Source organism: Fictibacillus sp. 7GRE50, assembly GCF_015903875.1.
Classification (GTDB): Bacteria; Bacillota; Bacilli; order Bacillales; family Fictibacillaceae; genus Fictibacillus; species Fictibacillus phosphorivorans.
In genome coordinates, this window is sequence record NZ_JACZDW010000001.1 from 911,669 (window position 1) to 937,719 (window position 26,051).

Genomic DNA, 26,051 nt, shown 5'->3' on the forward strand with positions numbered 1-26,051 from the left:
CATCTGTTTAAAAAACCATATTTGCGACTAACAGTGACACTAATCCTACGAACCAACAGATCGTCGTCGGTACAGACCAGACCATAATCTGTTCTTTTACCTCTTTAATGCCTAACATCCGGTTAACTACCCAGAACAAGCTGTCGTTAAAGTACGAGAAGATCATCGAACCCATCGCTGCAGCTTGAGCCGCGAGTGCCATGTTCACATCTAGCTGAGAAAGGATCGGTGCTGAAATAGATGCTGCAGTTATCATCGCTACTGTTCCACTTCCTTGAACAAGGCGAACAATCGTCGCGACGAAGAACGGAATCAAGATTGCAGGAAGTGGAAGGTCTGCAATTTTTTCAGCAATAAAGTTCCCCGCTCCACTCTCACGAAGGACATTACCAAGCGCTCCACCTGCACCTGTTACTAACAAGATGATACCGGCTGTCTGTATTCCCTCTTCCATGCGGTCAAGTGATTCAGAGCGACTTAAGTTACCGGCTAAAGCGTAGATCGCTACAATGAGTCCGATACTTACGGCAATAATTGGCTTTCCTAAGAAAATCAGGATTCCGTAAAAACCAGATGTAAGTTCAAGTGCAGTTAATGTTGTGTTTAAAAAGATTAGTAGAATCGGCAGAACGATCGGTAAAAGTGAGCGTCCTAAAGAAGGTAGAGCATCCTCTCGCGCACTAGCTAGCTCGATAAACTCTTGATAAGCTGCTTGTTTAGTAGGTCGTGTGAAACCAAGCTCGGAATCATCTGGCACTTGATAGATTCGTTTACCTATCCATTTGGCGTAAAGAACACCCGCGATCATAGTCGGAATGGCAAAAAGAAGGCCAAGCCCAATCATAAGTCCGATATCTACTCCAAAGATTCCAGCTACACCTAAAGGACCAGGCGTTGGCGGTACTAAAGAGTGGGTGATCACAAGACCCACTGCTAAAGCAACACCTAATGACACGACCGACTTCCCCGTTTTCTTAGATAGAGCTTTTACGAGTGGATTTAAAATAACAAACGCTGAGTCAACAAAAATCGGAATGGAAACCACATAACCCGCAATCGCCATCGCCCATTCTTCTTTTTTCCTGCCGACTGCTTTTATCAGTGAATATGCCAGTGTTTCAGCCGCTCCGGACACTTCGAGAATCCGTCCGATCATCACACCGAGTCCGATAACGATCCCGATAGAGGCAAGCGTACTACCGAACCCAGCCGAGATGGTATCAGCGACTTTACCAGGTTCCATACCTCCGACAAGACCGGCAATTGATGCCGCGATGATCAGAGCTAGAAAAGCGTGAATCTTTGTTTTTAAAACGAGAAAAATTAATGCAATAACCCCAAGAACTAAACCAGCTACCATTTGTGCTCCTGATACTTCCATTTCATTAACCCCCTTTTATGTAAGCGCTTTTATTTTATTGAAAGAATAGTGAAGGGCAATAGTACCCTTCACTTTCATGTAACTATCTTAAAGACTGTTCGCAGTAAACTTCGGCGCATATTGAGCAGCAAGTTTGATACACTCTTCCATACTCGTGCTCTCTGCAATGTTCTTACCTGCAATATCAAACGCTGTTCCGTGGTCTACCGAAGTTCTTAAGAACGGAAGTCCGTTCGTGATAGAAATGGTTCTATGAAAATCCGTCATTTTTGCTGCGATATGTCCTTGATCATGATAAAGCGACAACACTGCATCATATTTTCCGTTAAGTGCTTGGAAGAATACAGAGTCTGCTGGAACCGGACCTACTGCGTTGATTCCATCTGCGACAGCTAGCTCAATACCCGGTTTGATCTGCTCGACTTCTTCCCAGCCAAACAATCCGCCTTCGCCGCTATGCGGGTTCAGTCCAGCAACAGCCCACCGTCTGTTTTCAACACCTAGACGAGCGAGCGCTCGATCACATCGTACTAAATAATCATGCACACGTTCTTTCGTCATAGCTGCAATTGCATCTTTTAATGAAAGATGGCGTGTTAAGAAGAAAATTCTCATCCCTTTTACTTCAAACATCGTTAGAGGATCATCTGAACCTGCGAGTGCTTCAAGCATCTCAGTATGTCCGATATATGGAACATTTGCGGCTTTTAACGATTCTTTGTTGATTGGCGTTGTTGCCAGCGCTTTAACCTCACCTGCTGTTGCTAGCTCTACTGCTTTTTTGATATATTCAAACGCTCCCTGTCCGCCTTGAGCAGAAACTTCGCCATACTGGAGCTTATTCATATCAATATTGTTTAAGTTCATTACATCAACTGTTCCTAGTTCGTACTTTCCTTCTGCTGGTGATGTTACTTCATTAATTGTGAGGTCTGCACCTACAATCTCAATCGCTTTTTCAAGTACTGCAGCATCTCCGATCACGAGCGGTTTACAAACATCATAGATCTCTTTTTTTGCAAGAGACTTCATCGTTATTTCTGGTCCTATACCTGCCGGATCACCCATTGGAATCGCAATAATCGCTTTTTCTGTTGTTGTCGTTTTTGTTGTCGTTGTCATGTTTCTTCCTCCTTAAGTTGTTTTATAGATTTATTGAAATTGCTTTGTAGACGTTTGGTTTGCTAAAAGGTGCTTTACAATCGTGTGAATCGCTTTTTTGTCACCAACCATGCCGCCTTTTGTTGCGAGCGGTATACCATCAAAGTAACCTCCGATGAATTCACCGTATGCGACGAGAGGTAACACTTCGTTTTTTAGCTTGATGCCTTCTGCTCTTCCGACGGAACAGAGTGAAGCCGTAACATCTCCTCCACTAGAGAAGCAGCCGCCGATCTCATAATTCGTTGACTGAATGACAATACGCGTAATCTTTCCTAACCCATCTGCGATTCTTTTTGCGAGTTGATCCTGGCTAACACCTTGCTCTTCAGCCAATCGTTTTAGTTCTAATCGTTTTGCCTCGGGTGAATTGGTCGTGATGATCAGGATGTCTTGATGATGAATAGCTTCTAAGGCTGCTGTCACAGCTCTTTGAACTTCTGTTTCCCAGCTGTCCGATAGACTTGCTAATTTCTCAGCATCCACGTAGACGGGTTTCGCATCCGTTTTATCGATCAAATACGTTAGTTGCTCACCACTTAAAGACGTAACACTTCCGACGGTGACGAGAATCTTTTTACTTTGTGTGTGGAGAGACGTGTAAGCCTTTGCATAATAAGCCGTTAATGGTCCTGGATCTACCGGTACGAGTTGGTAGTCCTCAATCAATGCCATCGCGTGAGCAATATCTTCAATCTCTTCATCCGTTACCGCATCCATCACAAGAATGCGATTGCCCTCGTCTATTTTACGCTTTAACGCCTGCAGAATCGTTTTCTTTCCTTGTAAAACAGTCTCGAGCCCGATGTGTGTTACAAGATACTCACTCTGTTTACTTATAATAGAAGGAACGTATGATTCAGTAAGAGGCATGACCGGATCTTTGGCCACATCCGTCGCTTGAACAGGTACACCATCGACGAGTAAGTAACCCCCAGATGTGATTCGGGATGAATCTGGAAACGATGCAACGACAACCGCAATCGACCGTTCGCCAAGTTCATTTAAGACCATGTCGATCTCTGTTCCAATGTTTCCTCTTACGGTACTGTCGATTCGTTTACAAATAACATCTGCACCCCAACGTTGAAGGTTGCTCATGGACTTTTTAATCCGCATCTCGGACACATCTTTTCGTGCATACCTGCTATCTGTATCGATACAGACTGCGTTGTAGCTGCCTGATGCTGGCTCCTGATCATAATACACCATCGTTGCCGCTTCAAAACCTTGCTTGATCAGTTTTACCCCTGTCGCATTGGCACCTGTTAGATCATCTGCGATAACGCCGACTTTCATCCCTTTTCACCACCTTCAACGGTTACGACTTCTAAATATTCATTCAGCATTTTTTCCGTTTCATCTAAAATGTGCTGATCTGTAATCAATCCGTGTATCTGATTTAAGTCACAAACCTTTGTTAGTGATTTTTGCTCAAACTTACTAGAGTCAGCCACGAGCCATGTTTTTTCTGCTGCTTCAATCATCAGCTTTTTGATCGCAGCCTTCTCATAAGTCGGTGCTGTAACACCCGCTCGGCTGTGGATCGCATGAGCTCCTAAGAAAAAGAGATCTACGTGAATCCCTTTTAACATCTGCTCTGTTAATGGGCCGAACAACGTTCCAATCGTATTTTGAAGTTCGCCGCCAGTAACAATTACTTTCACATCCGTATCTAGAAGCTCAGCTGCAATTTTTATATCATTTGTAACAACTGTGATCGTCGTTTTCTCTTTTAACAATTTTGCAATCTCTAACGTTGTCGTTCCTGAATCTAAAAGAATAGTAGAGTGATCCTGTATGAATTGTACAGCTCTCTCGGCAATTGCTCTCTTCCGATCGTTGAACTTTCCTTCTTTTGTTCGGAAAGATGATTCCACGACTAACGGCTTGTTAAGTATCGCTCCGCCATGCGTTCTAATAATCAGTTCCGTTTCTTCGAGAAAAGCAAGATCACGGCGGATTGTCATCGCCGAAACATTTAATTCGTTTACTAAGTCCTCAATCTCAATTTTTCCGTTCTCATTTAATTGTTGAAGAATTTGCTCTCTACGCTCTTTAGGCATTGTTTTCATCACCTTTGTTATTTTCGAACATCTTATATGTATTATAATGTTATAAACGAACAATAATGTCAACTAAAATGTTTAAAATGAACATACGGTTGAGCATTGTGTATTTTCCATAGATGATGTTATTGTGGCGATAAGTGTCGAAAATCGTTTAAATTATTTTATACGTGAAATTATTGTGGTTATCCGTGAAATTAATACGCTTATCCGTGAATATAATTTGGATTACCGTGGATATATTTCAAACAGTCTATCTGTTGTGCACAAATCGCAACAATGTCCTTATCCTGTACACAGTCTATTACGTAACACCCCCCTCTTCTGCCATAACTAGCATAATCACTCCTAATAACTGTTCCACCACCACTATCCCACTCTAAATAATCTAAAAAATAGTCCCTTTCTGTATTTACTTGTATACTAGAGTTATAGAAATGAATGATCTTAGAAGAACACACAATAAATGGTACATATAAGGGGAAGAAGTTTGAATGTCCATTCTGATCGTTGATGATAATACGGTAAATTTATTTGTAATAGAGAAAATATTGAAGAATGCAGGATACGAAGACTGTACCTCACTTTCATCGGCTCAACAGCTTTTCGATCACCTCGAAGAAAATGAAAAAGAGCTGAACAAAAAGTCGATCGACTTGATTCTCCTTGATATCATGATGCCGGAGATTGACGGGATCGAGGCTTGTCAGCGCGTACAGAAAGACGAGCGCTTCAAAGACATTCCGATCATCTTTATCACGGCGCTTGAAGACTCTACGAAGTTAGCAGAAGCGCTGGACTGCGGCGGTATGGATTATGTGACGAAGCCGATTAATAAAGTAGAACTGCTTGCTAGAATCCGAGTCGCACTTCGATTAAAATACGAAAAAGACTGGCATGCTGAACAAGAACAAAAGATTCAAAATGAGCTCGATCTTGCGATGCAAGTTCAAAAAGGCTTGTTGAATCCTCCGATCAAAGAAGACAACATCACGATAAACGTGTCTCACCTGCCTTCCTTTAAGCTCGCGGGCGATATGTATTATTGGCATAAGTTCGATGACCATCGTTATGGCATCATCTTGCTTGATATGATGGGGCACGGAATTTCCTCTTCTCTTGTTTGCATGTTCATCTCTTCTGTTATGCGGGATAGCATTAAAGAACTTAAAGATCCGGAGCTCGTGATCAAAGAATTGAACCGTTACATGGCGCTTCTTCATAATCCGAAGAACGATTATAACTACTATTTCACAGGCATCTATCTTTTGATCGATACGGAGAAAAAGACGGTCGAATACGTGAATGCCGGGCATCCAGAAGGCTATGTGCTCGTTGATCATTCGCTTCAATCCATTGAACGCAGCTGTTTTGCTGTAGGCTTCTTTGAGCAGATCGAGGTGAAGAAGTCTGTAATTCATTATGAAGATAATATTCAGATGCTGCTATTTACGGATGGTGTGCTAGAAGCTGGTGACGACGAAGAATTGATGCTAGAGAAGCTGAAGTACGTGGCTTCGGAAAAATGGAGCAACATTCGCTCGCCGATTCATCTTGTTATGCCAGAAGAACAGCAAAAAGGTCAGAGCGATGACATGTGTATCATGATGATTCAAGCCAAATAAAAAAAGCAGGATTGAAGAGGTTTTCACACCCCTTCATCCTGCTTTATTTTTTTTGATAGATTTTTACTTGTTCGGCAAAATCAGCGTACTTATCCGCACAGTCCGCAAATTGAATGGATTCTTTATCACCAAGTCCAAGGAAACCATTCGGGCTGAGGCTATCGTAAAACAGCTCATGCACTTGATTTTGCAGAGCAGCCGTAAAGTAGATCAAGACATTTCGGCAAAGAATAACGTGAAATTCATTGAACGAATGATCTGTCACAAGATTATGCTGCAGAAAGCTGATCTGCTTTAACAACGAAGGTTTTAAATAAGCAAAGTGGCCGTCTGTCGTATAGTACTCAGAAAATGCTTGAGTCCCTCCAGCCGCCATATAGTTCTTCGTGTACGTCCTCATCTTGCTCAGCGGCAGAATACCTGTACGCGCTTTGTTCAGCACTGGTTCGTTCATGTCTGTCGCATAAAATTTCGTCTTATGACTTAAGCCTTCTTCTTCCATCAAAATCGCCATCGAATATACTTCTTCACCCGTGGCACATCCTGCATGCCAAATACGGATCTCCTGTAAATCTCTCAACTCGGGAATCACCTTTTGGCGAAATGCACGAAAGAACTCCGGGTTACGAAACATCTCCGTTACGTTAATCGAAAAGTCATTGAGCAGCGTCGTCATGAAAGCTGGTTCATGCAGAACTTTTTCCAGCACGCCCGTAATCGTTGGAATCTGTTCGAGCTGCATGCGGTTGTGGACACGTCTATGGATGGAGGACCGCATATACTGGCGAAAATCAAATCCAGATACGCGGTACAATCCCTCTAACAACAGATCCATCTCGAGTGTTTCCGTTATGCTATTTTCCTGGTTGTCATCGTTGTTCCATAAGAAATCATTCATCAGTGGTCGATCCTCACTTTGTCATCCAAACGTGCATCACAGAAAAGAGCTGTTCGAGCTTCAGCGGTTTGCTGATATAATCAGACGCCCCTGCTTCAAGACACTTTTCACGGTCGTTCTTCATCGCTTTTGCCGTTAACGCAATGATTGGCAAGTCCTTGTGGTCACCTGTTCCGCGAATGCGCTGCATCGTTTCATAGCCGTCCATCTCTGGCATCATGATATCCATCAAAATCAGATCTATATTCTTGTTCGCATCAAGAACGTCTAGACACTCCATGCCGTTATTGGCGATCAGAATATTCATTCCTTTTTGTTCTAGAGCTGTTTTTAACGCAAAGATATTTCGGTTATCGTCATCTGTGATCAACACCGTTTTACCATAAAATACGTTCTCTTCATCAGCAGAGATCGATGGTTGTTCTGCCTCAGGTTCTGCAGGTACAATTTTAGCTGTTATTGGTGCTTCTGCCACTGCTACCGGGTTGCTAGATTGCTCAAGTGCAGTCGCCACTTCAGCTGATGCTCCAAGGAACGTTTGAACAGAAACTTTTTCATCAGAGATACTTGGAATAAGAAGTTTAAAGGTACTTCCTTTTCCTTCTTCACTTTGCAGCTGCAGTCTTCCGCCTAAAAGCTTCGCAAACTCACTGCTGATGGATAACCCAAGACCTGTGCCTCCAAACTTACGAATCGTTGCACCATCCCCTTGCTGGAAAGCTTGGAAAATGAGTGCGTGTTTCTCTTTCGGTATACCGATTCCAGTATCCTTGATCGCCACTTCTAACCAATAATCAACACCGTTGTAGATCACATCTGTCTCAACCTTTTTCACGCTAACAGATACTGACCCTTTTTCCGTAAACTTAAACGCGTTGGACAGCAGGTTCTTGACGATCTGCTGAAAACGTTTTTCGTCTGTCTGTAGCAGTGGTGGGACGTCAGGAGCCATGTTGATCGTAAAGTTAAGATTCTTTTGATCCGCGATATGCGTAAAGTTTCTTTCCAGGTTAGCCGGGAACTCACTGAGGTTCACCTCACTAAGCATGATCTCCAGTTTACCTGCTTCTACCTTCGAAAGATCTAGAATATCATTGATCAGATTCAGAAGATCTTGTCCGGATGAATGGATCACTCGAGCGAATTCTAACTCTTCGTCAGAAAGTGATTGGTTGCCATTTTCAGCAAGCATCTCGGAAAGAATCAAGATACTGTTAAGCGGAGTTCTCAGTTCATGAGACATGTTCGCCAAAAACTCTGATTTGTATTTAGACCCTGTTTCTAACTGCTTCGCCTTATCTTCAAGGTCCTTTTTCGCGATTTCAAGTGCCTTCGATTTTTCCTCAGCATCTTGTGATCGAGATTCCAGCTGCTCGTTGATCATCTGCAGTTCTTCTGATTGCATCTGCAATTCTTCAGATTGCGTTTGAAGCTCTTCAGATTGCGCCTGCAGTTCTTCTGTCATCGCTTGTGATTCAGATAGAAGTCTTGCAATCTCCATTCGGTCGATCACTCGGTTGATCGTAAGTCCGAATGTTTCAAGTACTTTTTCAATAAATGCAATGTGCTGCTTGCTGTAGGTCGTTAGGCTCGCTAGCTCAATCACTGCCACGATTTCATCTTCGTGCACGATCGGCGCGATCAAAATGCTGTTCGGTTTTGTTTCACCAAGTCCAGAAGAAATGAGCGTATAGTTTCCATCGATCTTTTCGATCACTTGAACTCGTTTTTCGAGTGCACATTGCCCGATAAGACCTTGTCCTAACTTAAAGCTAGCTCGTCCTACATCAGCATCCGTGTCCGCGAATGCTCCTTTTTTAACAAAGCGAATGTTCTCGTCTTTACCTTCTTTAATATAAAAGGCACCGTACGACGATTCCGTGATCTGTGCTGTAGCAGAAAGGAATATCTCCGCTAGCGTTTCAAGCGATGAAACGCCTTGGTTCTTGCTCACAACATCCGTGACACTTCGTTGTAGCCAGTCGCGTTCTTCAAAAGAGTTCAACAGTTCGTTCGTTGCTTCTCCTAAATCTCGGATCTCATCATTTGATTTCACATGAATACGGCTGCTCAAGTTTCCGCCTGACGTCATGGCACGAATCGTCTCGACTACCGCTTTGATCGTCTTAATGATCGAACCGGAAATAATATAAGCAAGCGTAATGGATGCGATAACAACGAATCCTAGCAAACTAAAAAGACCGATCTCTAAGTATCGATTCTGGTCGTTCAGATCATCCGCGCGTTGTTCAGTAAGTACTTTTTCTTTTGTTCGAAAAGAATCGAATTGCTGAAGCACTTGTGCTGTCTTTTCTTTCCCTGGATCTAGTCTGAAGAATTCCGTGATACCCGCCGTATCGTTCTGCTGCTTCATTTTAATAGGCGGATCTCCAGCAACTGCGATCCATTCTTTAATGTTTTCGTTAATCGTTGCAGCGTTTTTTTGCTGATTCGGATTATCAGAGAGAAGTTCGTTCAGCGTGTTGAAGTCCTTCGTCCATTTTGAACGAGCTTCATCATAAGACTGAAGATAGCTCTCATCTCCTGTGATCAGATAACCCCTTTTGTTCGTCTCCATTGTTAGCAAATCTTTTTCAATCTGACTCGTAAGGTCCCTGACCGCAATATCATGCTGGATGATAAAGTTCCTCTCACTCTTCATGTTATCCAGCTGGTTGGTCACCGCAAGAATAGCAGCAATTAAACAGACAATGATGACAATGTAGCCAGTAATGATTTTCTGGCGAATACCGAATCTAAAATTATTCATCCCCTATATTCCTGCCTTTTTACAAAAAATGTTTTTATGCCTAATTATACTGTTATTTGTCGGATAAAGGTAGCTCGAAGACGCGTGGAATGTGCTGGAAAAAGAAAAAACTAGATTTCCTTGTAATGGAGTTCTAGTTTTTGACGTTTACGCTGTATGTAGTAGCTTCTTTTTATAGTGAAGGGCGGATAGTAATTTTAGTCCACCTAAGGTACTTATTTGTTTATCGAGAATAGCGAACGCCTCGTCTCTGTTGCCGTTACGTCGATGCTCTTCAACTGTTAACCATGTCACATAATCGCGGTCTTTCAATTTTTTCTTGTAATTCTCGTATTCGTCTTGTCTGCCTTCTTCCATCGCGACGATTGCAGAATAATAGAGAGTGAGATCACTTTTTTTCATGGTCTGTAAAAGCTCCTTTACATCTGCCCATCTTTCTTGCTGTGTGAAAAGCATGATCTCAGCATATTTTCTCGCCTGAGCTTGTTTGATTTTCGTGAGCTTCGTTTCAGCCTCACTTTCTTCTTCATATAAAAATGCATATAAAAAGCGGTGGTACGGCTGCTTTGATTTTCGTAAGTACTTCTTTACTTGTTCAGCATCTTTTTGCCACATTAACGGATAGAGAAGAGTTAGAAAAGAGCCTGCTACAAAAAATAGTAGCAGCGTGATGAACATCCATGTTGATGCACCAAGTATTGAGAGTGTCAATGATAGAATAAAAAAGATAAGGTAAAGAATCCAAATCATAGGTGTGATGCTTCCTTTCTTTAGTAGAAGTTTCCAGATTTATTATGACATAGAGAGGGGTTTTACGGTACGTGTTTCTATATTTGTTACACGTTCGCCTGTAAAGTCCGTCGTTCCACCTGTAAAGTGAGAGCTTCCACCTGTGAGCCTTCATTTTTCACCGCTCATTTTCTCTCCACTCCACCTGAAAACCACTCCTAACCACACGAACCAACCTACCACACATTAAAAAGAGCTCAAAGGTGCGTTCCTTTGAGCTTGCTGCAGTCTAATTTAAATACTTTCTCCGATTTTACGTACAGAGATTCCAGAATCCTCTAACGTTTGTCTGATTTTCTTCGCAAAACTCAGTGCATGCGCACCATCACCGTGGATGCAAACTGTATCTGCCTTAATATCGACATCAACATCTTGCTGCGTCATCACTTTTCCTTCTTTAGCCATACGAATCACTTGTGCGACAGCCGCATCATCATCCGTAATCACAGCATGTGGCAATTTGCGTGAAGTAAGCGTGCGATCTTGCTGATACGTACGATCGGCGAAAACTTCAGATGCTGTGCGCAGCCCAACCTTTTCACCTGCTTGAACGAGCTCACTCCCTGCAAGTCCAAATAAAATAAGCTCAGGATTCACTTTGTAAACGGCTTCGGCAATCGCTTCAGACAGTTCACGATTCACCGCCGCCATGTTATAGAGCGCACCATGCGGTTTCACGTGTTGAATCGTTCCGCCTTCAGCCTGTACAAATCCCCACAACGAACCGATCTGATAAACCACCATCTCATATGCTTCCTGTGGAGAGATATCGATGTTTCGGCGGCCGAATCCAGCCAGATCAGGCAACCCCGGATGAACACCGATTCCAACGCCATGCTCTAGCGCTAATTTTACTGTTTTCATCATCGTCGCAGGATCTCCCGCATGAAAACCACATGCGATGTTGGCTGATGTTATGTATTTTAAAATCTCTTCGTCTGTTCCGAGTTTGTAAGCGCCAAAACTCTCGCCCATATCACAGTTAATATCAATAATACTCATGAAATGACCTCCCACTTTTTAAACAGTTGTTTAATTTACACCAACTGTACGATAAGTTTAAACACTTTGTAAAACGATTTATTAATCAGTAGTTTACCAAAAGTTTTATATGCACAATATGGTCTATGCCATATCTCCCGTCGTTTTTCTAAGTAATGGTTATTATGTTAATAAAATAAAGAAGATTGCCCATTGCTGAAAATTCTGTCATTTAATAGAGTTTAAGAGTGCCAAAAATTAAATGATGGAGGGGAAAAATGAAGGGGATTTTAAAAAGTTTACTTGTTGTTTGTTTATTGCTTAGTATTTCTACATATTTTTCAGGAATAAACGTTTCTGCTGCTACTAAAGTTAGTAAAACTCTTTATGTGAATGTGGACGTTGCCAATATCCGTTCAGGTGCGAGTACAGACTATAAGATAGTCACTCAGCTTAAGAATGGAACAAAAGTAGTCGCTTTTGAACAGTTTACGAATTCTAGAAACGAGCTCTGGTATCGCATTACGTTACCTGATAATCGAACAGGTTGGATCGCGAGTTGGCTTGTTAAAACAACTGTTCCTACTAAAGTGTTATTGAATGCACCTCTCGTTTCTCAATTGCCAGAGCTTCCAAGAGGTTGTGAAGTTACGAGTTTAGCCATGCTGTTAAATTATGCTGGTGTAAAAGTAGACAAGATGACACTTGCAAAACAAGTTGTAAAAGATCCAACGCCTTATCGCAAGGTAGACGGAAAAGTGTATTTTGGTAATCCAAACGTAGGCTTTGTCGGCGATATGTATGACAAAAGCAAACCTGGTTATGGCGTATATCAAAAACCGATCGACACGTTGACAAGGCAGTATCTAGGTAATCGGGTTGTAAACTTAACTGGAAAACCTTTTACAAGTGTTACAAACCAGCTTGATAAAAAGAAACCTGTTTGGGTAATCGCTAATACGTGGTTCACTAAACTTCCTTCTTCTCAGTTTCAAACTTTTTATACGGAACAAGGACCCGTCAAAATCACGTATAGAGAACACTCTGTACTCGTTACAGGTTATGACAGTCAATATATCTACTTCAACGATCCTTTGACGAACGAGAAAAACCGTAAGATCAATCGAACAAACTTCGTTGCCGCTTGGGAACAGATGGGTAAACAAGCGATTAGTTACAACTAGAAATCATAAATAAGAGAGAGGCATGGAGATTCCATGCCTCTTTATTTAACATACTTTATAACACGCGCTATATTTTCCGCTGTTTTTTCCACATTAGTCGCTCCGTGTAGCAATGCTTCCTCTAACGTCACCACACTGTTCACTACGCTAAAAACAGCATCAATTCCGTGATCATACACCGCTTCATAATCAGGACCTATGCTGCCAGCAATCGCAACAACGGGTACACCGTCCACAACAGTCTTCGCTCGTTTCGCTACACCAACTGGCGCTTTGCCATGAATGGTTTGAGAATCGATCCGTCCTTCTCCAACAATGACGAGATCCGCATCACGAACCCTATCTTCAAAATGAATTACATCAAGCACAAGATCAATTCCGCTCTGCAGCTTTCCATCTAAAAGCGCTACAACTCCTGCACCAAGGCCTCCAGCAGCGCCAGCGCCTGGTAACTCATCTACTGCAACACCAAGATTTCGCTCCACTACTTCAGCGTATCGTTTTAAACTTTCATCTAAAATGCCAACCATATCTGGCGTCGCACCTTTTTGCGGTCCAAAAACAGCCGATGCCCCGTGCGGTCCCGTTAACGGATTTGTTACATCACACGCCACATCTATCTTCACTGACTGCAGTCTAGTATCTAGTCCAGAAGCATCAATGGTCAACAGTTCACGAAGCGCTTCACCCCCAGCACTCAACTCATCGCCGTTCACATTCAAAAACTTAACACCGAGTGCAGATGCCATTCCAGCACCGCCATCGTTTGTTGCAGATCCACCAAGACCGAGCACGATCCGCTCCACTCCTCGATTCAAAGCATCCAGAATCAGTTCACCTGTTCCACGTGTTGTTGTCACACAAGGATTCCGCTTCTCTCTCGGAACAAGATGAAGACCGGAAGCGGCAGCCATCTCGATTACTGCCGTCTTCCCGTCACCTGTCACTCCGTAAAATGCATCTACTTTTTCACCGAGCGGACCTGTTGCCTGGACTTCGACCATCTCGCCGCCTGTCGCATCAACAACCGATGTAACGGTTCCTTCTCCACCGTCGCCAACAGGAACGTGCACATATTCTGCTTGGGGAAACGTACTTTTGAAACCAGTTTCCACTGCTCTACAGACCTCAGCCGCTGTCATACTTTCTTTAAATGAATCAGGAGCAATGACAATCTTCATCCGTGTCCACCTACTTTATTTTTTAATCCACATAAACTGGTACGGAACAAGTTCAACGGTTCCTTCAACTGAAGTTCCGCTCCACAAGTCTTGCCCGCCGAAAGGAAGTTCTACATCCACCAGTTTGTTCGATGTATTCATCACGAACAGCACCGTATCACCTGTTTCTTCATTTCTTCGAATCAGTGAGAATACCTGCTTCCCAAGATCTACAATCGACTGTGAAGCGAATGGCGAGAACGCCGTTTCCTGCTGACGCGTTCGAATCAACCGCTTCAACCCCGTAAACACTTTTTGACGTCGAGTAGATGTTTCCAAATCAGCTACCAACTCATCGTATTGAAACTTTTGGCGATTGATTCGACGGTTGATTCCTGACGACTCCAATCCTTCATAATCGTTTTCAGACCCTAACAGCGAATGATAATAGACGGCTGGAACACCCATCACGGAGAACAAAACGGAATGTGCCGCAAGCATTTTTTGCACTTGCATATCTTCACTCGTATCTTCGTCTTTGTTGATGAGCGCATCCATGTAATTGATGTTCAGCTCGTAAGGAGATTCCGTTCCGTCTGGGTTACTTTTATACGAAACACGACCGCCGTTACTTAGTACTTTCTTAGCCAATGAGGAACGCTCATCTTCTGTTAAAATTCCTTCTGTTGGACGCATGCCGATACCGTCATGACTCGCTAAAAAGTTAAAGTACGTAGCCGAATCAGACACCTTTTCAATCGACTTCGCCCAACCCGTCAGCTTACTCGCATCATGAGTCGTTAACGTGTGCAATACGAGCGGCGGCAGCGAAAATTGGTACACCATATGTGCTTCATTGTTTCCGTCACCAAAATAGCTGATATTCTCTTTATGCGGAACATTCGTCTCTGTGATCAAGAGCGTGTTTAACTTCAACTCTTCTAAAATCTCACGCCACAACTGGATGATGGCATGTGTTTGAGGAAGATGAATACATGTCGTACCCGATTCTTTCCACATGAAACCGATCGCGTCTAGGCGAATGCTTGTCCCACCGCGGTTCGCGTAATTCAGTAAAATATCCGTCATCTCCAGCAACGCAGGAAAATGCTTAAAGTTCACATCCACCTGATCTTCAGAAAATGTTGTCCACGCTGTCTTTCCACCTTCGTACTCGTGAAATAGCGGAGAGGTGCGAGGACGCACGACGTTTGAAGCATCGAAACCTTCTTCTTTCGGGGTAAAATAGTTCGCATATTCTGCTTCATCCTTCAGATAGCCTTGAAACCACTTGCTCGACTTCGACATATGGTTCGCCACAAAATCAAACATTAAACGGTAATCGCTTGAGAATCGTTCAATATCCGACCATTCCCCCAGTTCAGGGTGGATCTCACGATAATCAACGACCGAAAAACCATCGTCAGACGTATACGGAAACATCGGTAACAAATGTACATCCGTAATCTCATCTGCCGCGTATTCGTTAATGAACTTGTTCAGCGTTTTTAACGTCGGCTCCCCTTCTTCTTTGATGATGTCGCCGTACGTGATCAGATACACATTTTTTTCAGAAAGTGGAGCTGTCTCGCTCCACTTCTTCTCTTTCCACCCATCAACAAGCTTTATGATTTCATCTTTATAGGTAGATGAAAATTCTTCGCCATAGATCGTTTTTAACAAATTCTCAACTTTTTTTGGAAAACTCATTACACATTCTCCTTCATACGAAGCTTTAGTGTGACATATCCTTTTGCTCGAACCGTCACTTCGTCTTTCACGTCGATCACATTTTTTTCGTTCAGTTTTGTTTGTGCAACAGACTGGATGTGTTCGCTTCTTAATAAGACTGTCTGTTCTACCTCACTCGGGTTAAACAAACGTAAGACGACCGAATCATCGTCATGCGCTTTTTTCATCGTGCTTAGGAACAGGTCACCTTCTGTCTCAAACAAGCTGAATCTCGCAGGTAAAATATCCACTGGATAAGGAATTTCAAAACGGTCGAGTCTCTCTTCAAACGTGTTCAACGCTTGCTTTTGATAACTCACACTGTGTCCACGATAATTATCCACCGTGTTAAACAACTGTTTAACATCATGACCTTCTGTGACCGTAATTGCGTACTCAAACGACATTTTCGTCTGCATTTGGGCATCTGGCGTGTAAACGACTTTGTTGTTGATACCTGACGCGCGGCCAGGTCTCCAAGCTAAGTTGTCACGACCAAGCAGCCCAACACTTCGGAACAGCGTTAAAGCGAGTTGCCCCGTTTCTTTGATCAACTCATACTCTTTGATGCCTTTCGTGATAACAGCAGAAGTTAGCTCTCCGTTCGTTACACCTGCTAGATTTTCAAGCGGATAGATCGGCACTGGTGCTTCAGCGAACTTTTCTTTTTTCCAGTTCTCCATGTACGGATTAACGGTCGGGCGCTGAATCAAGCTGAAACCTTGATCACCGAACGAGTAATCTGGTGCTTCAACAGAAGTTTGCAGCAACACGCGAACACGGTGATCTTTTACTTCGTTTTCAATGTCATGTGTAACCCGGATAAAGTCCTCACCACTGCGTAGTTCAAATCGGGTTACAATGGCTAAATTCCCAGTTGCGTCTCCAACTTTTCGTTCTTCCAAGTCTTTCGACACCTGCAACAGATGCACGACCTCCATGAATTCTACAGCTTCACTTCCCTCAACATAAACAGATTCGATCTCTCGGGAATAAATCGGAGAGTCTCCTGCAAGTGGAGAGAAATCATATGAATCGCCCGCATCCGCAACATTTTCGAACTTCACAAAATCTGAGATCGTCTTGTTCAATGCTTTCACCGTTAAATGCAGTCTGCCATCTTCCTCAAAAATGCGGAAGTTCTCATTCTGTATCGCTCGTTTATCTTCAACTTTCGGAGCTACATGTTCGATCACTTCATCTTCCACTACTTCAAATGTTTCATAGCCCATGGACGGAAGTTTCACATTCTGTAAGAGCACTTCGTTTCTGTAATAACCTGGCGCTTCTACTTCTTTCTCGCCATCCGCCGTTACGACGATCGTCTTTCCACCTGAGATATATTCCTGATTCAATACGTCGAACAAAACAGGATTTCCATCTAGGTCACGAACACCGAACCCTTTTTCTTTTGTAAAAAGAACGACTTTTTGCGAGCCTTCAAACGCTTTAGGCAGCAGATGGAACATCACAAAGATCGAATCTTTGCCTAGCTTACGGCTCACAGCTTCTGATATCTGTTTTTTTAATAGATTCAAACAGCCGTCAGCAATTCGTATAACTTTCGTAAGACGATTCACGATTTCTTGGTTCGTGTCATCAGAATTACAACCACCAATGCTGTCATGAGCGTGAACATCGAAAAGCATCTTCCACATCTCATCCAGCCATCGTTGCGGATATTTAAAACCTAGCGTACTTGCAAAACTCGCTAATGGTTCAAGTTCATAAATGACTTTTTCTTCAGCCAGATCATTCAGCTTTTTGATGTCATAACGCTGAGACCGAATCGTATTATGGATACGAGATTTTTGAGTCGCGATCAGCTCACCTTCGATCACGTTCTTAAAATCTCCTTCTTGCCACGTATCCTTCATGAACGTTTCATAGTCAGATAGCACATATTCGTGTTTGTCATCTTTTTCGTTCAGCTTTTTTACCGTTTCAGGAAAATGCTCACGCACGAGCACTTGGTCACCACCGGCTGGCAACAACAAGTTATCCGTGCTCGCGTTCAGATCAGCTATTTTTTCTAAAATCGGGAGCAATCGTTCTTCCATGTACTGAGGATCATCAGATAAAAATTTTCCTGGACCGTAGCCGAAGTAGATATTGTTTGCCTTCACGCTCTCGCCGTCTGGGGATTGCCACGTGAAGTTCAGATCACCGTTCAACTGATCGGTATAGATTCCACGCTGTAACACGCTGTAATCAATATCAAATTCTCTGAACATAGACGGAAGGTACGTGTTTTGACCAAAGATATCAGGCAGATAACCAACGTTCAGGGAGTGACCCATCTTTTCAGCGATTCGCGTTCCGTACATTAAGTTGCGGATCAATGACTCTCGGTTAACAAGTAGTGAATCTGCTTGTGTGTACCAAGGTCCTACGAAAATACGCTTATCGGCGATCAAACGGCTTAACCGTTCTTTTTCTTCTGGACGAATCTTTAGATACTCATCAATGATCGAGCTCTGCGCGTCAAATACATAACCTGTATACTCAGGGTCTTTCTCCATAACATCCATCAATCGGTCCATGTTTTCTACGAGTAGTAGGTTTGAATCTTCTATAGTAAAGTACCACTCGCGATCCCAATGCGAATGCGGTACGACGTATACCTTTTTTTGTTTCTGTTTCATGCTGTTTCCCCTCCCGAGTTGCTCACGTTTAATAGAAAGAGGGGTCACCTTTTTAACAAGATGCGCCCCTTTTCTTTTTTGTATTTTCACTGTCGCTCTCCGAAAGTAGTTGATTTCCGCTCCAGGATGCTCGCTTTCCGGGGGGCGTGCGGTGAGCCACCTAGCGCTCTGCGCTGTTAGGTGTCTCACCTGTCCCGCTTATCCCCCAGGAGTCTCGCACCTTGCGCTCCAATCAACCTAGTCAAAGAGGCACATACTTTAAAATCTTCTTACGCTTGTCTCTCTTTTTTCTTTAAAATCGCAAAGCGGATAAAGATGTTGGAGAATGCGATGAATGCTGCGCCGACAACGAGTCCGAGCAAGTAAGCCCAAAGGTTCTCAACGAGCGGCCAGCCCCAGACTGCCGGAAGCGGAAGCCATTGAACAGCTCCAAGCAAGACAGCCGTACTTGCGCCAAGGATCGCACCGATAATGTTGATCGGTATCGTGATCAACGGGTTACGAAGCATGAACGGTATCGCACCTTCAGAAATTGCAAGGAATCCTAATAACAACGAAGTATTTCCTGCTACACGAAGGTCTGCTGGGAATACACGGCGACCGACGATATATTTATCAATGACAACAGCGATTCCAAGGCCGATCGGTGGAATAACGATCGCTAGAACGCGAGCTGTTAACGGATACACTTCATCAGCGGCAAGTCCGATCGCGATTGCACCAGCTGCTTTATTGATCGGTCCACCTAAGTCAAAAGCAGTTGCAGAAGCGATGATCGATGCAAGCACAACGTCACCCGTTCCTTGTGCAGACTCGATCCAGTTGCGTAACACAACGTTCAGACCGCCAAACACAGGGTCTACAATATAAAAGTTCAAGAAAAAGATCGATAGTACAGAGATCGCTGGGATGAGAAACATCGGCTTCATCGCAGCTAAGTTTTTGTTCAATTGAATTTTTCGATTCAAGAAACGAGCGATGTAACCTGCTGCAAGACCAAGGATCAATGCTCCTAAAAATCCAGACGGAATGCCTTCCGGATTGTTCCAGAACGTGTAATGAAGTCCGCCTGCAAAAGCTCCTCCGATAAATCCAGCTACAAGACCAACGCGGTCAGCCAGTGAATACGCGACGAACGCGGCAAATATCGGATACATGAATTTGAATATGAGTGCTCCAAACTTATCGAGGTGGTGCAGAATAACAAATAGCTCGTTTGAATGTGTAGCGTACTTCGGATCAGCAAGTTCGTTTACAAGTCCGAACGGCATCGCACCGAGCTTTGCGATCCCCATCATCAATCCACCTGCTACGATAACCGGAATCATGTAAGAGATCCCTGTCATTACCGCTTGGACCATATCTTTAAAGAATCCGCCTCCGCCACTTGATTGTGAAGTAGATGATTCTTCTTCCTCCGCTTCAACAACACCATCAGGGTTATTCAGCGCTTTTTGAATCATTTCCTTCCCTTTTCGTAACGGTTCAGCTACTCGCGTCTGCACATACGATTTACCTGCAAAACGGTCTTTTTGCTTTGGTGCAATATCCGTTGCGAAGATGACAGCATCCGCGTTTTTTATAACCTCAGCTGATAACTCATCTTCAATTCCGCTCGCACCTTGCTTTTCAACGAGTACAGAAACACCTAGCTCACGTCCTGCTTTTTCTAACGCTTCAGCTGCCATGTACGTATGCGCGATACCTGTTGCACAAGCTGTAACAGCAACAACCGTCTTCGTGAACTCTTTTTCAGTCGTAACTTCCGTCTTCTTTTCAACATCTAGCCTGTTTAAAAATTCCTCTGTTGTTCCCGCTGACATCAAACCTTCCAAGTAACCGTCACGCATCAAATTTGTGCTTAGTGTAGACAATACTTTTAAATGCGTCGTTCCGGCTTCACTTTCAGGAATAGCGATCAAGAATACGAGCTGAACTTTATTGTTCGGATCGATACTTTCCCAATCTGCGAGTGGTGTTTTGAGACGAGCTACCGCAAAGACGGCTTGTTTTACCGTTGCCGATTTTCCGTGCGGAATCGCTAGCCCTTTCTCCATGCCTGTCGGAGACTGCTCCTCACGTTTTAACACCGCTTCCAATAAAGCTTCTTCAGATTCTATATAATTTTGTACTTTAATCATTGAAATTAGCTGCCGAATAACTTGCTCTTTATTTTGAGCATCCACATCAAACAACACTAAATTCGGATGGGTCATGTTTCTTAGTTCCATGACGTTCACTCCAATCTCCCCTAGTATGAAAGCACTTCCAACTTTCTATACTCTATTTGTAACATGAAAGTAAGCGTTATCTTTGTACAGAGTCCGTACATTTGTACAGAATGAAAAATGGGCTATACTAAAAGAAAGAATCGTACGGAAATGAGGAAGTTAACGATGGGGAAGTTTCTAGATCAGTTCAGCAGCAAGTTAGCTGAACTTACACCGACTGAAAAACAAGTACTGTATTACATAGACAACCATATAGATGAAGCAAAAACGCATTCGTTGACCGAGATCGCCAAAGTAAATAACGTGAGTACAACAACGATCGTACGCATGTCCCATAAGCTCGGACTTGAAGGCTTTTCGGAACTGAAATACATTTTAAAAACGATTGAAAATCAGCATGTGATGTTGAGGGATAATCCGGTTGAGCGCTATAAAGAAGAATTTGTCTCCGCGTTTGAAACGATTCAAAAAACGGAGCTCGAAAAATTGAGTGAGAAAATCGTTAACGCAAAGCGTGTGATGGTGGTTGGTGTAGGTCTATCAAAAATGATGGCAGAGTACTTCAGCAAATTGCTCATGCAGACAAACAAACAGACTCATTATACATACGAGTCACACATGATTGACCTTTTACCGAATATGGTGGAACCGAACGACCTCGTGTTCTTTATCTCGTCAAGCGGCGAAACGAAAACACTTGTGCAAGCAGCCGAGAAGCTTTCGTATAAAGTCGTTGATACAGCAGCGATCACGAACGCATCCGACTCTACTTTAGGCAAGATGGTGAAGACGAACCTGAGCATGACTGTCGGCCGGGTGAAGTTCGCAGGCTATGATATTACAGCAAGATCAACGTTGATGCTGTTGATCGACCTTTTGTTTGAGAGTTATTTGAAGAGAAGTGTGAAGTAGGACTGTCTACTAGTGAAGAGTACTTCTACATTCAATCAAAAAAAGAGACTAGTCGCATTTCCGACTAGTCTTTATAAATGCCTTTACTTACTAAACCTCTTAACACCTGTTAATTTACCTTTCCAATAAGTATCCTCTAAATAAGAGACAACTACATTTTTTGATCGATTTGCATGTAAAAACTGATTTTCTCCAATATATATGCCGTTATGAGAAATTCCTTTTTTATATGTGTTGCTGAAAAAAACAATGTCTCCAGGCTTTATTTGATCTATTGTAATTTCTGATCCGACAGACCACTGTTTTTCTGCCGTACGCGGTAAATTCATACTAGTCAAATGATCGTGGACAAACTTTACTAATCCTGAACAATCAAATCCAGCTTCCGTTTCTCCTCCAAAGATATAGGGAGTGCCCAAATATTTTTTCGCTTCTTCAATTGTAGGAACATTGGAATTTGTAATTTGGAATCGGCGTGCGCCTGCATATTTACTTCTCCAATAGTCGCTTTTTTTCCAATAAGATATCACAACGCCATTTGAAACCGTAGAAGAGATAAATTGATCGTTGCCGAGGTATAAGCCTACATGTGAGATCTTATCTTTATTATCATTATAAAAGTATAATAAGTCTCCTACCTTTACCTGTTCTTCGATGACTGTCTTACCTAACCTCCACTGCTTCTCAATGGTTCTTGGAATGTTAAAATACATCGAGTTTTCGAAAACATACTGTACAAAACCAGAGCTATCAAACCCTTTTACAGTGTCTCCTCCACTTTTATAAGGAAATCCTAAATAGTCCAGAGACTCTTGTGCTACAGATAGGGTATTGATGTTTTTTGAAGCTAACGCAATACGTCTTCCTTCTTTAAAACTCTTCTGCCAATAAGGATCATTCAAATTACTAATTATTACTCCTTTTTTTGATTGGGCATTGATAAATAAATTAGAACCCATATAGATGCCAGCATGAGTAGCCAAATCTTTAGTATTCTCTCTGCTAAAGAATACTACATCACCTCGTTTTAAATCCTTTTTTGAAACGAGAGTTCCCACCCTATTTTGTTCAGAAATTGTCCTAGGCAGCAAAAGATCATGAGTGTCTTTAAAAACATATTGTATGAACCCGGAACTATCAAAACCACTTGGATCTTCTCCCCCCATTTTATAAGGTGTACCAAGCAATTTGAGCGAACGATTTAATACATCTTCTTTCTCCATAGCATCAACACTTAAATTGTGATCGATAGGATATAACGGAACGATAGCCAGTAAGCAACATCCGATTATCGCCAATAAACGATTTGCCTTAAACCTCATCTTTTTTCCTCTTTCCTTTATGAGTGTTATAGCTTTTATCGACCGTTACGTCTATTACATTAAGTGTTCTAACTAAATATGCTAAAATTAAAAAAGACGACTATTTTAGCCGTCTTTTTCTACTGTTTCTAGATTGAATTTCTTTTGATAGGATACAAGCTTTTTGTTCCAATCGTTTAGTGATGTTTGAAAAAGAATTTCCCCATTCGAATTAAAAACTCTTACTTTGTTACCTATTACCTTTGTATAATTTAATTCAAGGTCCTCTGATAGATTTTCAAATCCATCAATCACTTTTTTTTCTTCTGCACTTAGAACTTCACTTCTTTTAAACGTTGTCATGATCTGTAGCAATCCAAGAATAATAACCACTGGCAGTATAAAGCCCATTAACTTTTTTACTGTTTTCATTTAACCATCCAACTCCCATTACGACGCTTATCTGCAACACCGTAGATTTTATCGTGCTGTTTATCAATGACTAGCGCTTGAATACCTCCATAGAAGGTATTATTTTGATCATAATCAATGGAATAGCCTAGCTTCTTTAATCTTTTTTCAGTACTGTTCGGAAAAGAGGACTCTGCAAATATCTTGTCTTCGTCAAAATAAAATCTTGAATGATCTACAGCATCTTGAAGTGTAACGTCTTTAGATTTAAACTCATTCAATGCTAGAAACAGAGCCATAGGAATTCTACTGCCGCCAGGAGAACCTATCCCTATCGTAAGTTCCTTGTTTTTTATAATGGACGGGGTTGTATAGCTTCTAGATTGCTTTCCTTGTGAATAGTAATTTGCTGATAGCTCTTGAGCACTAAAATTATCCATTTGATTATTTAAGAAGAATCCTTTTATTACTTTTCCTGTTCCAAAAAAGTTACTAAGGGTATTTGTAGCTGAAACGATAGTTCCCTTCTTGTCCATTATTACAAAATGGGTTGTGCTTGTATGTTCTTCATCATCAAACTCCATTTTCTCCGAGATCTTATCACGGTTTATATTTTCTGAGAGTTTGTTCATGTATGACGCTGATAAAAGGTACTTTTCGTTGACCTCATTAAAATACGGATCACTCAAATGATTCGAACGTGAATGGTAAGTTGCTTTTTGTATTTCTCCAGATAAATGGATATATTCACTCATGCCTTCTGAATCTGTGATTTCAAACTTGTTAGCTAGCTTTAACATTTGGATGAAGGTGATACCTGAAAACGGTGGAGGTGCTGAAACAATCTCATACCCATCCACTTTGCTTCGAACTGGCTTTTGGAACTTTACAGAATAACTGTTAAGTTCTTTGTTGCTAATCCCTAAATAATTACTAAGCTCTTTTCCAACTTCACCTGAATAAAAGCCCTCTGCACCCTCACTCTGTATAACTTTCAGGGTATCAGCAAGTTCTTTTTGTTGAACCAATTCATTCGCTTCGATCGTCTGGCCATCTGGAAAAAACGAAGACAGATCAGATGAATCTAAACGATATTTCGCATTCGATAATCGCTCTGAAAGCACTTGATCTGATTTAAAACCCAGTTCAGCTAAATCTACAGCAGGTTCTAGAAGTTCTTCCCAAGAAAGAGAACCATATTTTTTGTGAGCTGCTTCCATACCTTTCACAAAACCAGGAATAGCTGTTTTGTTATTTGTAGTAAGAAATTGGGATGGAGCACGTTCCCGATAGTTAATAAAATCACTTTTCTCGTCATTTTGGATTAACATGCCACCACCGCCACCCATTCCTGAGCCATACGGTTCTACTACATTCAATACAAATGAAACAGCAATAGCAGCATCAACTGCATTACCACCCTGCTCTAGAATGTCGATTCCCGCTCTAACAGCAATGGGGTGAGAAGCAGATACTCCTATTGACCCTGTTTTTTCATAGTTTAATGAGGACTCAAAACCTTTATTTGATTCGTATTTTTTTGTATGCTCTCGTTTATTATTCAAATCGCTTAAATTGAACCATAAAAGCAACACGCCAAAAACAATTGCGGCAATAAAAATTTTTGTCCTAATTTTCATTTTTAGTTTTCCTATTCCTTAATTACATTTTTATGATTAACCTGAAATGATAGCTTTCCATCCTGTCGTTTCCAGACTATACTTTCACCAGTATCTTTTGTTAATTGTCTAAATATCTTTTCTCTAGATAACCAGCTGTTAACAGGAGAAGGTGTTGCTTCTCTTATGCGTAATGGCGTGATTTCAAAGGTTGCCATTCCATCCTTAGAAAGCTTATATTGAACGACAGCACTATCACGCGTTCGGGACCAGCCTTGGTCAAAAACAAAATTGCCTAACGAATAAAAAATAACAGTGTCATTATACTTCTCAACAGTGGAAAGCACATGAGGGTGATGACCGATCACAATGTCGGCTCCTGCATCTGAAAGTGCATGACCTAATCCAACTTGTCGAGGACTTGCCTCAGCATCATATTCCTGTCCCCAATGCATATGGACGACTACAAGATCTGCATTTCTCTTAGCCTCTGAAATAAGAGGCATGAAGATTGTTGGATCGGCGTTTGCTACGCCACCGTCATTTTTTGTAGCTCTTGCGCCTTTTACATAAGCATCCGTAAACCCTAAAGTCGCAATCGTAATACCGTTGATCGACTGGTAAGATGCTTCACCTGCATCTTCAATGTTTTTTCCTGCCCCTACAAAATCCATGTCTGTCTCATTAAAGGTTTCAATGGAGTCCTTTAAGCCTGGTTCTAAATAATCCATAGTGTGATTATTTGCTAGATTCAAAACGGAAAAACCTAAATTCTTCATTGTCTTTACACTATCTGCAGAAGTTTGTAAGTGTATAAATTTATCCGCTTCTTCATAATCATCCGTTTTAGTAACTGGATGCTCAAAATTTCCCGTAACATAATCAGAAGTCTCAAAATAGGGACGAACATTTCTGAATAAGTATTCTTGTCCTTTTTTATCCGTAACTTCCTCCACATGTCTGCCTAGCATAATGTCTCCCACAAATGTACCAGTTAGAAGCGGTGGTTCCCCCTCACTCTTTACAGCAACAGGATCATTCTCAAAAAAGAGGTTGTAAGAGATGATTAAAACCACAATTACGATAGTGGAAAGTATGGAATATTTTTTATTTTTCTTTTTTGTACGTTTTAAGAAACGCAAAACTTTTTCTTGAGGTGTTAATACTCTATTCATCTACTATT

19 protein-coding genes are annotated in these 26,051 nt (G+C 42.0%); 3 read left to right on the forward strand and 16 right to left on the reverse strand.

Annotated features, from left to right (window positions below; translation table 11 throughout):
- Positions 1 to 7 precede the first annotated feature (7 nt).
- From IHV12_RS04465 to IHV12_RS04480, 4 genes are all read right to left on the reverse strand, one after another.
- The gene (locus IHV12_RS04465) at positions 8 to 1,381 is read right to left on the reverse strand and encodes a GntP family permease (protein ID WP_197189978.1); all 1,374 of its coding nucleotides are present in this window, start codon (positions 1,379 to 1,381) and stop codon (positions 8 to 10) included.
- 87 nt (positions 1,382 to 1,468) lie between these two features.
- Positions 1,469 to 2,503, reverse strand: coding sequence for a 4-hydroxythreonine-4-phosphate dehydrogenase PdxA (gene pdxA / locus IHV12_RS04470; protein ID WP_197189979.1), 1,035 nt, complete (start codon positions 2,501 to 2,503; stop codon positions 1,469 to 1,471).
- Between the two features lie 30 nt (positions 2,504 to 2,533).
- Positions 2,534 to 3,841: a four-carbon acid sugar kinase family protein gene (locus IHV12_RS04475; RefSeq protein ID WP_197189980.1), complete on the reverse strand. Its 1,308-nt coding sequence runs from the start codon at positions 3,839 to 3,841 to the stop codon at positions 2,534 to 2,536.
- Positions 3,838 to 4,608 carry a DeoR/GlpR family DNA-binding transcription regulator gene (locus IHV12_RS04480; protein WP_197189981.1) on the reverse strand — a complete coding sequence of 257 codons (771 nt, stop codon included), beginning with the start codon at positions 4,606 to 4,608 and terminating at the stop codon, positions 3,838 to 3,840. The genes IHV12_RS04475 and IHV12_RS04480 overlap by 4 nt, the downstream gene beginning before the upstream one ends.
- 497 nt (positions 4,609 to 5,105) lie before the next feature.
- Between IHV12_RS04480 and IHV12_RS04485 the strand changes: the two genes are divergently transcribed.
- Complete coding sequence (locus tag IHV12_RS04485) at positions 5,106 to 6,236, forward strand: fused response regulator/phosphatase (protein WP_197189982.1); 1,131 nt, start codon at positions 5,106 to 5,108, stop codon at positions 6,234 to 6,236.
- Positions 6,237 to 6,279: 43 nt separating this feature from the next.
- Here IHV12_RS04485 and IHV12_RS04490 read toward each other — a convergent pair whose 3' ends face one another.
- The 4 genes from IHV12_RS04490 to IHV12_RS04505 form a co-directional block, all read right to left on the reverse strand.
- The gene (locus IHV12_RS04490) at positions 6,280 to 7,134 is read right to left on the reverse strand and encodes a CheR family methyltransferase (protein ID WP_197189983.1); all 855 of its coding nucleotides are present in this window, start codon (positions 7,132 to 7,134) and stop codon (positions 6,280 to 6,282) included.
- Positions 7,135 to 7,147: 13 nt separating this feature from the next.
- Positions 7,148 to 9,904, reverse strand: a complete 2,757-nt coding sequence (locus tag IHV12_RS04495; RefSeq protein WP_197189984.1) for a CHASE3 domain-containing protein — start codon at positions 9,902 to 9,904, stop codon at positions 7,148 to 7,150.
- A gap of 147 nt (positions 9,905 to 10,051) precedes the next feature.
- Positions 10,052 to 10,654, reverse strand: coding sequence for a hypothetical protein (locus IHV12_RS04500; RefSeq protein ID WP_197189985.1), 603 nt, complete (start codon positions 10,652 to 10,654; stop codon positions 10,052 to 10,054).
- A gap of 273 nt (positions 10,655 to 10,927) precedes the next feature.
- Entirely contained in the window at positions 10,928 to 11,695 is a 768-nt protein-coding gene (locus tag IHV12_RS04505) for a LamB/YcsF family protein (RefSeq protein WP_197128716.1), read from the reverse strand.
- A 257-nt stretch (positions 11,696 to 11,952) separates the two neighbouring features.
- On the opposite strand from IHV12_RS04505, the gene IHV12_RS04510 reads away from it, so the two are divergent.
- The gene (locus IHV12_RS04510; RefSeq protein ID WP_231618233.1) at positions 11,953 to 12,858 is read left to right on the forward strand and encodes a C39 family peptidase; all 906 of its coding nucleotides are present in this window, start codon (positions 11,953 to 11,955) and stop codon (positions 12,856 to 12,858) included.
- A 41-nt stretch (positions 12,859 to 12,899) separates the two neighbouring features.
- Here the strand turns inward: IHV12_RS04510 and IHV12_RS04515 are convergent, their stop codons facing one another.
- The 4 genes from IHV12_RS04515 to IHV12_RS04530 form a co-directional block, all read right to left on the reverse strand.
- Positions 12,900 to 14,039 carry a glycerate kinase gene (locus IHV12_RS04515; RefSeq protein WP_197189986.1) on the reverse strand — a complete coding sequence of 380 codons (1,140 nt, stop codon included), beginning with the start codon at positions 14,037 to 14,039 and terminating at the stop codon, positions 12,900 to 12,902.
- Between the two features lie 15 nt (positions 14,040 to 14,054).
- Entirely contained in the window at positions 14,055 to 15,728 is a 1,674-nt protein-coding gene (locus tag IHV12_RS04520) for an alpha-amylase family glycosyl hydrolase (RefSeq protein ID WP_197189987.1), read from the reverse strand.
- Positions 15,728 to 18,394, reverse strand: coding sequence for a glycoside hydrolase family 38 C-terminal domain-containing protein (locus tag IHV12_RS04525; protein WP_197189988.1), 2,667 nt, complete (start codon positions 18,392 to 18,394; stop codon positions 15,728 to 15,730). The genes IHV12_RS04520 and IHV12_RS04525 overlap by 1 nt, the downstream gene beginning before the upstream one ends.
- A 269-nt stretch (positions 18,395 to 18,663) precedes the next feature.
- On the reverse strand, positions 18,664 to 20,625 hold the full coding sequence (locus tag IHV12_RS04530) for a fructose-specific PTS transporter subunit EIIC (RefSeq protein WP_197189989.1): 1,962 nt from the start codon (positions 20,623 to 20,625) through the stop codon (positions 18,664 to 18,666).
- Positions 20,626 to 20,742: 117 nt separating this feature from the next.
- Here IHV12_RS04530 and IHV12_RS04535 point away from each other — a divergent pair, with 117 nt between their 5' ends.
- Entirely contained in the window at positions 20,743 to 21,537 is a 795-nt protein-coding gene (locus tag IHV12_RS04535) for a MurR/RpiR family transcriptional regulator (RefSeq protein ID WP_231620634.1), read from the forward strand.
- 83 nt (positions 21,538 to 21,620) lie between these two features.
- Here IHV12_RS04535 and IHV12_RS04540 read toward each other — a convergent pair whose 3' ends face one another.
- From IHV12_RS04540 to IHV12_RS04555, 4 genes are all read right to left on the reverse strand, one after another.
- Positions 21,621 to 22,859 carry a C40 family peptidase gene (locus IHV12_RS04540; protein ID WP_197189990.1) on the reverse strand — a complete coding sequence of 413 codons (1,239 nt, stop codon included), beginning with the start codon at positions 22,857 to 22,859 and terminating at the stop codon, positions 21,621 to 21,623.
- 105 nt (positions 22,860 to 22,964) lie between these two features.
- Positions 22,965 to 23,270 (reverse strand): CapE family protein, encoded by a 306-nt coding sequence (locus IHV12_RS04545; RefSeq protein WP_197189991.1) that lies wholly within the window; start codon positions 23,268 to 23,270, stop codon positions 22,965 to 22,967.
- Positions 23,267 to 24,889 carry a gamma-glutamyltransferase family protein gene (locus IHV12_RS04550; protein ID WP_197189992.1) on the reverse strand — a complete coding sequence of 541 codons (1,623 nt, stop codon included), beginning with the start codon at positions 24,887 to 24,889 and terminating at the stop codon, positions 23,267 to 23,269. The genes IHV12_RS04545 and IHV12_RS04550 overlap by 4 nt, the downstream gene beginning before the upstream one ends.
- Before the next feature lie 11 nt (positions 24,890 to 24,900).
- Positions 24,901 to 26,043: a CapA family protein gene (locus IHV12_RS04555; RefSeq protein ID WP_197189993.1), complete on the reverse strand. Its 1,143-nt coding sequence runs from the start codon at positions 26,041 to 26,043 to the stop codon at positions 24,901 to 24,903.
- Between the last annotated feature and the right edge of the window lie 8 nt (positions 26,044 to 26,051).